General features: G+C 56.8%; 12 protein-coding genes. 11 read left to right on the forward strand and 1 reads right to left on the reverse strand.

Annotation, left to right across the window (positions count from 1 at the left end; translation table 11 throughout):
* Positions 1-78: 78 nt before the first annotated feature.
* Complete coding sequence (locus tag HNR65_RS15185; protein WP_181552374.1) at positions 79-1,143, reverse strand: branched-chain amino acid aminotransferase; 1,065 nt, start codon at positions 1,141-1,143, stop codon at positions 79-81.
* A gap of 410 nt (positions 1,144-1,553) precedes the next feature.
* On the opposite strand from HNR65_RS15185, the gene HNR65_RS15190 reads away from it, so the two are divergent.
* The 11 genes from HNR65_RS15190 to HNR65_RS15240 all read left to right on the forward strand — a co-directional run bounded on the left by HNR65_RS15190 (position 1,554) and on the right by HNR65_RS15240 (position 13,742).
* Positions 1,554-2,726: a class II aldolase/adducin family protein gene (locus HNR65_RS15190; RefSeq protein ID WP_181552375.1), complete on the forward strand. Its 1,173-nt coding sequence runs from the start codon at positions 1,554-1,556 to the stop codon at positions 2,724-2,726.
* A gap of 14 nt (positions 2,727-2,740) precedes the next feature.
* Positions 2,741-3,655, forward strand: coding sequence for an AAA family ATPase (locus tag HNR65_RS15195; RefSeq protein ID WP_181552376.1), 915 nt, complete (start codon positions 2,741-2,743; stop codon positions 3,653-3,655).
* Positions 3,652-5,010 carry a vWA domain-containing protein gene (locus tag HNR65_RS15200; protein WP_181552377.1) on the forward strand — a complete coding sequence of 453 codons (1,359 nt, stop codon included), beginning with the start codon at positions 3,652-3,654 and terminating at the stop codon, positions 5,008-5,010. The genes HNR65_RS15195 and HNR65_RS15200 overlap by 4 nt, the downstream gene beginning before the upstream one ends.
* 105 nt (positions 5,011-5,115) lie before the next feature.
* A complete protein-coding gene (locus tag HNR65_RS15205) occupies positions 5,116-5,955 on the forward strand; it encodes an SDR family NAD(P)-dependent oxidoreductase (protein WP_181552378.1) in 840 nt (279 codons plus the stop codon).
* 45 nt (positions 5,956-6,000) lie between these two features.
* Positions 6,001-6,645, forward strand: a complete 645-nt coding sequence (locus HNR65_RS15210) for a TetR/AcrR family transcriptional regulator (protein WP_181552379.1) — start codon at positions 6,001-6,003, stop codon at positions 6,643-6,645.
* Positions 6,632-8,362: a sulfoacetaldehyde acetyltransferase gene (gene xsc / locus HNR65_RS15215; RefSeq protein WP_181552380.1), complete on the forward strand. Its 1,731-nt coding sequence runs from the start codon at positions 6,632-6,634 to the stop codon at positions 8,360-8,362. Before HNR65_RS15210 ends, xsc begins: the two co-directional genes overlap by 14 nt.
* A gap of 347 nt (positions 8,363-8,709) precedes the next feature.
* Entirely contained in the window at positions 8,710-10,404 is a 1,695-nt protein-coding gene (locus tag HNR65_RS15220) for a thiamine pyrophosphate-binding protein (RefSeq protein ID WP_181552381.1), read from the forward strand.
* Between the two features lie 19 nt (positions 10,405-10,423).
* Positions 10,424-11,380: a bile acid:sodium symporter family protein gene (locus HNR65_RS15225; RefSeq protein WP_181552382.1), complete on the forward strand. Its 957-nt coding sequence runs from the start codon at positions 10,424-10,426 to the stop codon at positions 11,378-11,380.
* A 27-nt stretch (positions 11,381-11,407) separates the two neighbouring features.
* A complete protein-coding gene (locus HNR65_RS15230; protein ID WP_181552383.1) occupies positions 11,408-12,214 on the forward strand; it encodes an SDR family oxidoreductase in 807 nt (268 codons plus the stop codon).
* Between the two features lie 26 nt (positions 12,215-12,240).
* Complete coding sequence (locus HNR65_RS15235) at positions 12,241-12,534, forward strand: hypothetical protein (protein WP_181552384.1); 294 nt, start codon at positions 12,241-12,243, stop codon at positions 12,532-12,534.
* Positions 12,531-13,742, forward strand: a complete 1,212-nt coding sequence (locus HNR65_RS15240; RefSeq protein WP_181552385.1) for an acetate/propionate family kinase — start codon at positions 12,531-12,533, stop codon at positions 13,740-13,742. The genes HNR65_RS15235 and HNR65_RS15240 overlap by 4 nt, the downstream gene beginning before the upstream one ends.
* Positions 13,743-13,792 lie beyond the last annotated feature (50 nt).

Below are 13,792 nucleotides of genomic sequence, written 5' to 3' on the forward strand. Positions count from 1 at the left end.
AAGAACCGCGCCGGTAAAACAAAAGCGGGGTGCAGACCTTACTAAGTCTGCCCCCGCTTTTTTGTTTGCATGCGGATTTTAATCCACTTTATGGACCCAGCCCTCGGTATCCTGTGTGCGGCCGTACTGGATGTCGGTGATGGCGTCGAAAAATTTCCGGGCCCAGGAACCCACTTTTCCGTCGCCAATGGCAAGGGTCTTGTCCTTGTATTTGATCTGGCCCACCGGCGAGATCACCGCTGCCGTGCCCGAACCGAAGCATTCCTGGAGTTTGCCGGCCTTATGGGCTTCGACCACCTCATCGATGGAGATGCGCCGCTGGGTGACCGGATGCCCCCATTTTTCGGCCATTTCAATGACCGAATCCCGGGTGATGCCAGATAAAATGCTGCCGGAAAGCGCGGGTGTGATGATTTCATCGTCAATGACAAAAAAGATGTTCATGGAGCCCACTTCCTCCACGTATTTGCGCTCCACTCCGTCTAGCCACAGCACCTGGGTATAGCCCTTGTGGTGGGCCTCTTCTCCGGCATACAGGCTGGCCGCGTAATTGCCGGCGGTTTTCACCTCGCCCACGCCGCCGGGCACGGCCCGGACATATTTTTCTGTCACCCAGATTTTTACCGGGTTGAATCCTTCCTTGTAATAGGCCCCCACCGGGCTCAGGATGATGAAAAACCGGTAGGTGTAGGAGGCCCGCACACCCAGAAACGGATCCATGGCAATGATGGTGGGCCGGATATACAAAGACGTGCCCGGGGCCGAGGGCACCCAGCGCTTTTCAATTTTGAGCAGCTCTTTTAATGCTCTAAGGGCAAATTCTTCATCAAAGGCCGGAATGCACATGCGATGGGCGGACTGGTTAAACCGGGTGAAATTCTGCTCCGGGCGGAAAAGCTGGATTTCGCCTTCCGGGGTCTTAAAGGCCTTTAACCCCTCGAAGATGGACTGGCCGTAGTGGAGCACCATGGTGGAGGGGTCTATGGTAATGGGTCCGTAGGGCTCGATGCGTGGGTTGTGCCAGCCGTTGTCCAAATCATAGTCCATGTTGAACATGTGGTCTGTAAAAAGGGTGCCGAAAGCCAGTTCGGATTCGTCTGGCAGGTCCTTTAGGGACCCGGCTTTCTGGATGCTGATTTCCATGGGGATACTCCGTTTTTCCGATTGGTCTCTGTCAGGTAAAGATTATAAAAACCTGTTGATTTTTATACGTTTATCCATTTGCCGCCGCTAAGACGTTTTTTACGTTAACGTCAAATGCCCGGATGATCAAGAAAATTGTTCCCGGCCGGGCAAAAAAGCCCGGGTTTTTCCCCTTGATTGCCGCCTGCAGCGGTGATAGGAATTCAATTGTGATGAAAACAAGTATACACAGCAATCCTGCGCCGGCATCTCCATATCTGGTCTGTCCGTTTAAAAAAGGCAGGCCCAAAAAGCACATTGATGTCTGCCGCAAATGCCGGAAAAACCGAAAGTGCGCCATTTATCAGGATTATATGCAGCCGGGATTGTTCCCGGGATGGCGTTAACCCTTATTTTTCCCGAACACAGCCATGGACTCCGATATTTCTGCATATCCCAAAAGACTCTGCCGAAGCGGCCTGACAGAAAATGAGGCCCTTTTTTGGGCTGCCCCCGGCCAGGGTCAGCCCGGCTGGAACCGCCAGCACCCGGTTTGTGCCCGGCTCGATCCCCTGCTGGAAAAGCCCGGGATCGGCGCTGTGGTTTATGGCCGGCCGGCTGAGCCCTATGCCGGGATCTTTGACTATCTGGCCCGGACTGCCGCAGACGGGGTGATCCGTCCCCGGGATTCTGAAACCCGGGTGTTTTTAATCGACCTGCCGGTGGCCGAAAGCCCGGATCCGCAGCGCCTGGGACCGGCCTTGTCGGAACGCAGATGTCTGGTGATTCCCGGCTTTGGCCTCCTTGCCCATGGCAGAGACATGGCCGAAGCCTGCGTTTGTTTTTCCGCTGCCTGCTTTGCCGGGTTTGTGAAGTTTTTTGCAGATTCTCTCCAGGCAAGCCGGACCGGCAACATCGGCCGGGATCGCATCCAAACATTTGATCGTGCCTGCACCTATCTTTCAGAGCCGGCTGTGTTTGAAGGCGGGCTCATGCGCGGCCCGTTTGAAACCGAGGCGGATGCGCGCGCGGCCATTATCGAGGCCGGCCGGGCCGTTGTCGGCCACGGTCTTGTGGATGCCAGCTTCGGCAATCTTTCCTACCGTCTGGGCAACAGCGTGTATATCACCACATCCGGCAGCTTTCTGGATGATCTCAGAGATTCGGTTGCAGTGGTAAACTTAAATACAGGCGCTGCCAGCGGCGGCCGGCCTTCATCTGAACGGCCGGCCCACGAGCAGATCGCTGCCCGGACCAATTTTTTGGCCATTGTCCACGGCCATCCCCTGTTTTCCGTAATCCTGTCCATGGACTGCCATGAAACTGATTGCCCGGATTCAGGCGACTGCCACCGTCTTTGTCCGCGCCCCCGGCAGGTGTGCTCTGTTCCGGTGGTCTCCGGTGAGACCGGCGGGGGTCCTTACGGGCTTTCCCAAACCGTGCCCCCGGCAATCAAGACCCACAAGGCCGCCATTGTTTACGGCCACGGGGTTTTTAGCTGTGCGGCCAATGATTTTAACAATGCCCTGGGCCGCATGGTGACCATTGAACAGCTCTGCCGAAAGACCTATTTCGAGCAGATCGGCGTCCAGATCCGGTCATAGCAGAAAGATTATATATGGAATTTGAAAGCATCGAGGATGTGACCTGCCGGCTTGAACGCGCAGGCTACATCCCTTCCCGGGAAATTGCCACGGTGGTGTTTCTGGCTGCTGCCACCCAAAAACCCATCCTTGTGGAAGGCCCGGCCGGCGGGGGCAAGACCGAGTTGGCCCGGGCCGTGGCCCGGTGCCTGGGCCGGGACAAAATCCGGCTTCAGTGCTATGAGGGCTTAGATGAGGCCAAGGCCCTGTATGAATGGGAATATGCCAAGCAGCTGCTCTACACCCAGATGATCAAGGAGAAGATCAATGATTTGATCGCCGGGGCGGCCAGCATTGCCGAGGCCGTGGAACGCATTGCCGAGCAGGAGGACGCGTTTTTCTCCGAGCGCTTCATCCTTGCCCGGCCCCTTTTACAGGCCATTTCCTCGGAAAAGCCCGTGGTGCTGCTCATTGATGAAATCGACAAGGCCGATCCGGAATTTGAGGCCTTTTTGCTGGAGCTGCTCTCGGAATTCCAGGTATCGATTCCCGAGCTGGGCATCCGCAAGGCCAGGCACATCCCCATGGTGGTGCTCACCTCCAACAACTACCGGGACATGAGCGATGCATTAAAGCGCCGGTGTATTCATCTCTATATCGACTATCCCGAACCGGAGCTGGAAAAACGCATTATCCGCCTGAAACTGCCTGGCATTGACGACGCCCTGGCAGATCGGCTGGTCTGTGCTGTCAACCATATCCGGGAACTGGACATGAAAAAACGGCCCTGCATTTCCGAAACACTGGACTGGGCCCAGGCCCTGATGGTGTTAAACATCGGGGAATTGTCCTGTCAGGCCGTTTCTGACACCCTTAATGTGATCTGCAAATACCGCGCGGATGCCCAGCTGGTGCGCGAATCCATGGACAAGGTGCTTTCGGTGAAATGATCGACCGGCTGATCCAGTTTGCCGCAGCCTGCCGGGCCGCGGACCTTCGGGTATCGACCGCCGAGCTCATCGACTGCCACCAGCATCTTCAGTGTGTGGATCTGGTGGATGAAGCCCGGTTTAAAACCGTGCTCCGGGCCAATTTTGCCAAAAGCCGCAGGGACCAGGCCGCATTTGACCGGGTTTATGACCTGTTTTTCCACGGCCTGGGCGCCAGTGAGGACGAGGATGTGCAGCACATGGATGCCAAGGCCGCGGCCGAGCTGCTCAGCCAGGCCGGCATGGGAGACGATGACCTGGATGCCGCGCTTTTTGATTTTGTCACTGGTGATCCCGCTTCCTTTCTGCAGGTTTTGCAGGACCTGGACCAGCAGGCGGACGCGCCTTCGGCAAGCGGGGTCAAGTCCAACCTCGGCCAGCTGGCCGGGCGGATGCAGGTGATGCTTCGGATAAACGCCATACAGCGGGGGCTGGCCCGTCTGCCGGACGGCACCAGCCAGGCCCCGGCAGCTGCATCCGCATCCCGGCGCCTTAATCAGGCGCGGGGGCTTCTCACCCGCCAGAACCAGCCCTACAATGACGGCCTGCGCCAGGTGCGCTCCCATCACAAGCATTACCAGGGCCTGGGAGAACAGTTTTTTTCGTCTCTGACGCCAGCTGAAATCGAGCAGATGCGCGATGTGATCCAGCAGCTGGTACGCAAACTAAAAGACCGCATGGGCCGGCGTTTTGCGGCCTCGCGCCGGGGCGGACTCGATGTCCGAAAGACCCTGCGCCGGGCGGGCCGGTTCCAGGGCGTGCCCCTGGAATTGTCCTACCGTCGCCGGCCGCTTCGAAAAACCCGGATCGTTGCCCTTTGCGACGTATCCGGCTCGGTGTGGTCTGCTGCCCGGTTCATGCTGCATCTGCTCTATTCTCTTCAGGACTGTTTCTCCTCTGTGCACAGCTTTGCTTTTGTGTCAGGCACCACGGATATCAGCGAGATTTTTGCGCACAACGAGGTCAACCGGGCACTGGAAAAGGTGCTGTCGAGCCCGGATATCGGCTTTGACGCCTTGACCGACTACGGCGAGGTGTTTTACGAATTCCGGCAGCTCCACATGCACCGGATTAACCGCAAAACCACAGTGATCATTGTGGGAGACGGCCGGTCCAACTACCAGCATCCCCGGGAATCCATTCTGGCCGAAATCCGGGAAAAAGCCCGGCGCATCATCTGGCTCAACCCCGAACCCGAAGCCTTCTGGGGGACGGGCGACAGCGAGATGCATACCTACAAGGCCCACTGCCACGAAGTGCGCACCTGCCAGAACCTCAATCAGCTCATTGATTTTATCGAAGAACTGGTGCTCTGACACTGTTTGAAAAAAAAGCAAAAACAGGGCTTGACTTTTCAGGTATCGTTTAGAATAATATTTTAAAACTGAGAAGCATTCTAATTTTAAAAAATGCGAGGTGCCATGTACCCGGATTTGAAAGGCAGGACCGCTATTGTGACCGGGGCCGGGAAAAAAACCGGCATCGGATATGCCATTGCCGCCAAACTGGCCGCCTGCGGGGCCAACATTGTGGTGGCCGATCTGGGCCGGCCCCAGCCGGATCAGAGTCAGGTCAGCACGGCCAGCTCCGAGCAGATGCAGGATATTGAAAAACAGATTGCAGATGATTTCAAGGTGCGCTGCCGGGCTCTGAGCCTGGATGTCACCGATTCCGAATCCATTTCACAGATGGTGGCCTCCGTGGTCCGGGAGTTCGGGGGCATTGAAATTTTATGCAACAATGCCGGGGCCTCCTTTGGGGTGCCAAGCGACGTGGAAAACTATGACGAGGCCGCCTGGGTCAAAACCATTGACGTAAACCTCAACGGGGTGTTCCGGGTGTCAAAGGCCGTGATTCCGGAAATCCGCCAGGCAGGCGGGGGATCCATCGTCAATATCGCCTCAAGGGCGGGCAAGGTGGCGCCCCTTTTTAATTCCGCCTATGCCGCAGCCAAGGCCGGGGTGATCATGCTCACCAAGACCATGGCAAAGGAACTGGCCGGTGCCGGCATCCGGGTCAACGCCATCTGTCCGGGGCAGATCATGACCGATATCGAAAAGTGGCGCTTTGAGCTTGAAGCGCAGTTTTTCAACACCACGGCCGAACAGCGGCAGAAGGAAATGTGTGCCACCATTCCCCTGGGCCGCATCGGAGAGCCGGCCGAAGTGGCCGATCTGGCAGCATTTCTGGCGTCGGAAGCGTCTTCTTATATCACCGGCCAGGCAATGAATATTACCGGCGGCCAGCTCATGGAATTGTGACCCGGGTGGCTGTCTGTCCAACCAATAAAATTAAAAAAGCAGAAAATGGGACAAAAGGAACGAAGGCAGCGGGAGAAAATGCAGCGGCGCACCCAGATCTTAAACGCCGCAAGGGCATTGCTTTTAAAAGAGGGGTTTTCCCGCACGTCTGTGAACAAGATTTCGAAAAAGGCGGAGCTTTCCATCGGCTCCATTTATTTTTATTTCACCAACAAGGCTGAAATTTTTGCCTCCCTGCAGCAGGAGGGCCTGGAGATTCTGCATACTTACCTGGTTTCTGAAACCGAAGGGATATCCGATCCCCGTGTTCAGCTTCAAAAAGGTGCAGAGGCGTATTACCAGTTCAGCCGGGCGCACAAAGATTATTTTGACGTGATCAATTATTTTCTTTCCTCGCCCCAGGTCTTTTTCTCCGAGGATGTCAACCGGACCATCGGCTCCAAGGGGCTTTTGATCCTGGAGCAAATTGCCGGCATCATCCGGCAGGGAAATGTGCAAAAGGTTTTTGATGAGCCTTATCCAAACAATTTTGCCGTGTTTTTCTGGTCTTCTTTGCATGGGCTGGTGCAGATCCGAAAACTGCAGGGCGTCATTATCGAATCCGACGATTATTTTCAGTTTTTTCAATATAGTGTTCACAAACTCATTGAAAGCATAAAATTCAGGGAGGTTACAGATGACAACGCATAAGATGACACCCAGCGAAGCATTGGTGGAAACCCTGGCAGCAGAAGGTGTGGAAACCGTGTTCGGTATTGTGGGTTCCGCCTACATGGACGCCCTGGATCTTTTCCCGGCCGCGGGCATCCGTTTTGTATCCGTTGCCCATGAACAGGCCGCCGCCCATGCCGCAGACGGCCTGTCCCGGGTCACGGGCCGGCCCCAAGCCTGTATTGCCCAGAACGGGCCGGGTGCGGCCAATTTTGTTTCCGCCATTACCGCGGCCTACTGGGCCCATTCCCCGGTGGTGGCCATCACCCCGGAAACCGGTTCCATGGGCATCGGCACAGGCGGTTTCCAGGAACTGGACCAGATGGCATGGTTTTCCGAGCAGACCGTCTGGCAGGTAAGGGTCAACCGGCCCGAGCGCATGGCTGAACTGGCCCGAAGGGCCTTTTACATGGCCAAACTGGAAAACGGCCCCACCCAGTTAAACATTCCCAGGGATTATTTTTACGGCGAGTTTGAGGATGAAGTTTATCCGTCTCTTGAGATATCCCATGGTCCGGGATCGCGTGCGGCCCTGGCAGAGGCGTCAAAGCTGGTGGCAGCCGCAAAATATCCGGTGATCATTGCCGGCGGCGGGGTCAGTCAGGGAGACGCTCTGGCCGAAACCAAAGCCCTGGCCGAATACCTGCAGGCCCCTGTGGTCAATTCCTATCTGCACAATGATTCGTTTCCCGCAGACCACCCCCTGGCAACCGGTCCCATCGGATACTGCGGTTCCAAGGCCGCCATGCGGATTCTTTCCAAAGCCGACGTGGTGCTGGCCCTGGGCTGCCGCCTCGGGCCCTTTGGCACCCTTCCCCAGTACGATATCGACTACTGGCCCAAAAACGCCCGGATCATCCAGGTGGATGCCAATGCACGGGTTCTGGGTTTGAGCAAAAAGGTGGATGTGGCAAGTGCTGCTGATGTCAAAGACTATGCCGCAGACCTGCTGACGACTGTCAAAGAGGCCATGGGAAAACCGGCCGATGCCCCGGTCAGGGTGGCGGAAATTGCCCGGGAAAAGGCCCGGTGGGCAGAGGAACTCGAATCCTGGTCAAGTGCTGAAATCTCTCCCATGCATCCCCGGGCATTTTTAAAAGCCCTGTCTGAATCCATGCCCAAAGGTTCCATTGTGGCCACGGATATTGGCAACACCTCTTCCATGTGCAACGCGTATTTTCAGTTTTCCGATATCCGCCAGCACATTTCCGCCCTGAGCTGGGGCAACTGCGGGTTTGCCTACGGGGCTGCAATGGGCGCCAAGATCGGTCGGCCCGACAAGCCGGTGTTTGCCTTCCAGGGCGACGGGGCCTGGGGGATTTCCGGCATTGCCGAGGTCATGACCGCAGTGCGCGAAAACATCCCGGTGATTGCGGTGGTGGCCAACAACTATGAATGGGGCGCGGAAAAGAAAAACCAGATCGATTATTACAACAACCGGTTTGTGGGCGCCAACCTGCGGGAGAATCCGGATTTTGCTCAGATTGCAAAAGACATGGGCGCAGACGGCCATGTGGTGAAAACACCAGAAGAGGTAAAAGATGCCGTGGCCAGTGCCGTGGCCTCGGAAAAGCCCTGCGTGATCGATGCCAGAATTCAGGGCGGAGAAGAGGTCCTGGCCGAGCCCTTCCGCAGGGATGCCTTAAAACCGCCGGTCCGGTATTTGTCCAAGTATCAGCATTTAAACGCCAAATAGGCGGGTTTCGGCCGGCAGGTCCAGTTTAACCCTTTAGCAGAATGAGCCGTCGAGGGTGCCCGCCGTAAAGCCGGTCACCCATGCCCAGATCCGGCCCAGGGGGTGTTTGGGGTGTATCCGCAGCCATGTTTGGCCGTGGTGGCGATTCGCACCGCGTTCACGCCCAGCAGCACAATAGCATATCATTGCCGGGCCTGCACGGCAAATCTATGATGGATTCGTTTCGTTGTCTGAATCGTCTGCATCAGGCCTGAACTTTGTTTTTGTTTGTTGACATTTTATCAAAAATAGAATAGTAATCAAATTTAGAACAGTATTCTACAATACTTTTCAAAAGGAGCCTGTTTATGTCATCTGTTTCCGGAGGCCAGATAGCGGCCGAAGCCCTGGTTGAAAAAAAAGTAAAACATATTTTCACCCTGAGCGGGGGACATATCACCCCCATCTATCAATACCTGGAGCATTCAGGGGTGACCCTGTTTGACACCCGCCACGAGCAGGCTGCCGTGTTTATGGCAGAAGCCTGGGGCAAAATGACACGCACCCCGGGTGTGGCCATGGTCACCGCCGGGCCGGGCTTTACCAATTCTTTAACAGCGGTTGCAAGCGCCTTTTTTTCAAACACCCCGTTGGTGATCATTGCCGGATGCGTGGGTCTGGACTGCAAGGAAAAGCTTGATCTCCAGGACATGCCCCAGCAGGCCGTGATTGCGCCCATGGTGAAAAAGGCCCTTGTCTGCCACAAGCCCGGGCGCATTGCCGAATATGTGGACATGGCCTTCCGCACTGCATCCAGCGGGCGGCCCGGTCCGGTGTATCTGGAATTTCCCGTGGACGTGCTAAACGCACAGGTCGACCGTGAAAGCATCAAGACCCCGTCCACTGCTGTATATTCCCGGCCGGCGGATCCAGCAGGCGCAGAACAAATGCTTGAGATGATCCAAAAAGCCAAAAATCCCTTGGTTATTGCCGGAACAGGCGCCTGGCAGTCAGGGGCCGGAGACGAGTTGGCCGAATTCATTGAGCAGACCCACATGCCTGTGTTTACATCCCTTTCAGCCCGGGGCCTGATTGCCGATGATCACCCTCTCTGCTTTGAAGGCGCTCTGGCCATCCGGCCCGGGGCTGGGTTTGCCGCCTACATTGAAACCGACCTGGTGATTCTGCTGGGCACGCGGATTTGTCTTTATTATATGTTTGGCGACGTTTTCAACCCGGCGGCGAAAATCATTCAGGTCGATATTCAGGCTGAAGAGATAGGCCGAAACCGCAAGGTGGATCTGCCGGTTGTCAGTGATATCCGTGAATACCTGCAGGTCTGCAACCGCATGATTTCCGAAAACAATTTGTCCGATGTCCTGAAAAAGCGCTTTTCCCCCTGGATTGAGAAGCTGACCCAGGCCCACAACGACGGCCTGCGCCAGTCGGAAAAAGACTGGACCTCGGACAATGTCCCCATCCATCCCCTGCGCCTGGCCCGGGAAATAGATCATTTCATGGATCGGCCCGATGATGTACTGGCAGTTGACGGCGGAGATACCACTACCTGGATGGGCATGACCCGACGAATGCAGGCTCCCGGCCGGTACCTGGACTATGGGGTTTTCGGGTCCCTGGGCGTGGGGTTGTCCTATGCCAATGCCGCCAAGCTGCATTACCCTGACAGCCGGGTGCTGCTGATCTCCGGTGACGGCAGCCTGGGATTTAACTTCATGGAGTTTGAAAATGCCATCCGCAAAAACCTGCCTGTTGTGGTTGTGGTTTCCAACGACCTGGGCTGGGGCATGATCCGTCACAGTCAGGAAATCCGCATCGGTCATGCCATTGAGGCGGGCACTTACATCGGACGGGTGGATTACCACAAGATGGTCGAAGCCATGGGCGGCAAGGGCTTTTTGGTGGAATCCCCGAACGAAATCCGGCCGGCCCTGGAAGATGCGTTTGCATCCGGCAAGGTTTGCTGCATCAATGTGATGACCGATCCCACCACCGTAAGCCCGGGCAGCATGGCCCTGGCCAATGTGGGTGCCTATAAAGCGTAAGCAAGATAAAGGGGGAAACATGGATCCTTCGGTTCTGGGTCAGATTGACCAGGTGCGGCTCAATTTCAGCCCCCGGGGGCTCATGGTCCTCAATGCGGCCATCGGGCTGATGATGCTGGGAGTTTCCCTGGATCTGAAGCTGGAAGATTTCAAGCGGATCCTGGTCGCCCCCCTGGCACCGGGCATCGGGCTTGCAGCGCAGTTTATCCTGCTGCCGGCCTTTACGTTTCTGCTGGTCTGGATCCTGAAGCCCCTGCCCTCCATGGCTTTGGGCATGATCCTGGTGGCCTCGTGTCCGGGCGGCAACCTGTCTAACATCATGACCTATCTGGCCAAGGGAAACTGTGCCGTGTCCATCACCATGACCGCCATTTCCACCATTGCCGCCATTTTCATGACCCCACTGAACCTGTCGCTCTGGGGCAGCCTGAATCCCGAAACCGCAGAAATCCTGCAGGCCGTGAGCCTTAGCCCTATTGACGTGTTTGTCACGGTCTTTGTGATCCTGGGCATCCCCTTGATTCTTGGGCAGGTCCTCACCCGCACTTTTCCGGGGCTTGCCGACCGGGTGCGGCGCCCGTTCAAGATTTTTGCGCTGGTTTTTTTCATTCTCATTGTGTGCGCGGCCCTGGCCGCCAACTGGAAGTATTTTATCGCCTACGTGGGGATGGTGATGTTTGCCGTGTTCATCCATAATGCCCTGGCCCTGAATCTGGGATACTGGAGCGGCCGGGTTGCGGGGCTCGGGCAGGCCGATGCCAGAGCGGTGTGCATCGAGGTGGGCATCCAGAATTCGGCTCTGGGTCTTGTGCTGGTTTTCAATTTTTTCGAGGGTCTGGGAGGCATGGCCATTGTGGTGGCCTGGTGGGGGGTCTGGCATATCATTGCCGGGCTGGCCACGGCGTTTATCTTCACCCGCATTCCCCTGCCGCCGGGTGAGACGGCCACGGATCCCGAGGCCTGCCGGCTGTCATGAATTGAGACAAGAAAAGGAATGGTTTTGTTGAAACGAAATTTCAAAAATAAAGTGGTGGTGGTCACCGGCGGTGCCAGCGGCATTGGTCTGGCCACAGCCCGGCGGTTTGCAGAAGCCGGCGCCCGGTGCGTGCTGCTGGATATGGATGAACAGAATCTGGCCCTCAGGGAAAAGGAATTCTGGGCCGCCGGGCATGAGGTATTGACAGCGGTCTGCGACGTGACCCGGCAAAGCGACTGCGAGGCTGCTGTCAAATCCGTGATCCGGCAGACCGGAGGCATCGATGTGCTGTTCAACAATGCGGGCATCACCCAACGCAGCCGGTTTGCAGACACCCGTGTGGATGTGTTTCGCCGGGTCATGGAGGTCAATTTTTTCGGAGCCCTGTACTGCACCAAGGCCGCCATTGACAGCATCATTGACCGTCGGGGCATGATCATTGTCAATGAAAGCATTGCCGGCGTGGCTCCCCTGGTGGGCCGTACCGGCTACAGCGCCAGCAAGCACGCCCTGCACGGCCTGTTTGCCTCTTTGCGGGCGGAAGTGAGCCATCTCGGTGTCCAGGTCATGATCGTATGCCCCGGTTTTATCCGAACCAATCTCCAGGACCGGGCTTTGGGGGCCGACGGCCGCGTTACGGACCGGCCCCAGAGTTTTGTGGGACGCCAGCATACGCCCCAAAGCGCTGCAGAAGCCATCTTTCAGGGCGCCTGCCGGAAAAAGCCCCTGCTTGTGCTCACCTTCATGGGCAAGCTGGGCTACTGGGTGAGCCGTCTGGCCCCGGGCTTTTATGAGCGCCAGATGATCCGGCAGTTTGCTGATGAACTGCATTAAATCGATCTGATCCGAGAGATCTGTCAATGGATTCATATGAGTTGATCTACGGTTATATGCATTGCATCGGCAAAACCACTTATCCTGCCGGTGTTGCCGATTCAAGGGAGGCCGCCGAGCAGTGGGTGCGGCAGAAGCAGTGCGCAAAACACCCGGCGATCCGGGTGCCTGACAGTGACCCCATACGATGGTGCCCGGTGCGGCATTGCCACATGAAGGCGCAAAAGCCCTGGTTTGCCTGCCGCCGGATCGATCCGGCCGAAAAAGACCCCTGTTTGTCCGGCTGCAGCCGATCAGCAGAAACATGGGAAGAAAAATGAACGTACTGGTGATCAATAGCGGCAGTTCCTCGGTAAAATATAAACTTTTTGCCATGCCGGAGCAGCGCCTTCTGGCCTCGGGGCAGGTGGAAGGCATCGGTATCGGAAACGCCGGGAAAAAGGCCGTGCTCATACACCGCAGTGCACAGGAAGATGAAGTGCGGCAGACCTTTGAATGCCGGGACCATGCCGCTGCGGTCCGGCGGTTTTTTGAGGTCCTTTCTGCATCAGATCCGGCAACGCCGGGGCGGCAAACCGCCGTGGACCTTATCGGGCACCGGGTGGTGCACGGGGGCAGTCGATTTGTTTCTCCCGTGATGCTCCGGGAGGATGTCATTCAGGACCTGGAAAGGCTTTCCGAACTTGCGCCCCTGCACCTTCCAATCAATGTTATGTGCATCCGGGCCTGCGCGGAGCTTTTGCCCAAAACCCGGATGGCCGCATGCTTTGATACGGCCTTTTCCCATGATATGCCCGATCATGCCCGGCTTTATCCGGTCCCCCTGGAGTGGTCCCGGAAATATGCCATCCGCAGATACGGCTTTCACGGCATTTCCTATGAATACGTGGCAGGCGAGACAAGCCGGCTTGTGGGCCGGCCTTTAGAAGATCTGAAAATCATCGCGGCCCATCTGGGCAACGGCAGCAGCATCACGGCTCTTGACAGGGGCCGGGTGGTCGATACGAGCATGGGCTTCACCCCACTGGAAGGGCTGATGATGGGCACCCGCTCGGGCAATTTTGACCCGGCCGTGTTTCCCTATATTATGGAGAAAACCGGTATGGATGTGCCCGGTATTTTAAATGTGTTAAACACCGGAAGCGGTCTTCTGGGCGTCAGCGGTGTCAGCCGGGACATGCGCGACATCGTGGCTGAAATGGACAGGGGAACCGCACGTGCAAAGCTTGCCTTTGACATGTTTGTCCACGTGCTGCGCAAATATCTGGGAGCTTATTTGTTTACGCTCGGCGGGGCTGATGCCATTGTGTTTACAGGCGGAATCGGGGAAAAAGCCTGGCGGGTGCGCCAGGCGGTGTTTTCAACCCTGGAGCCCCTCGGCTTGGTTTTGGACCCGGAAAAAAATCAGGCTGCAGCCGCCCCCGCCGCCTGCATCAGCGCGGAGACCAGCAACGCAAAACTGCTGGTGATCGCCGCAGACGAGGAGCGCATGATCGCCCGGTCAGTCTATCGGCTTGCCGCCGGATAAACACGGCCGCCTGCCGCTGTTGTGCAGGCGGCCGTGTTGACAGGCTCGGG

The organism is Desulfosalsimonas propionicica (assembly GCF_013761005.1).
In the GTDB taxonomy this organism is placed as follows: domain Bacteria; phylum Desulfobacterota; class Desulfobacteria; order Desulfobacterales; family Desulfosalsimonadaceae; genus Desulfosalsimonas; species Desulfosalsimonas propionicica.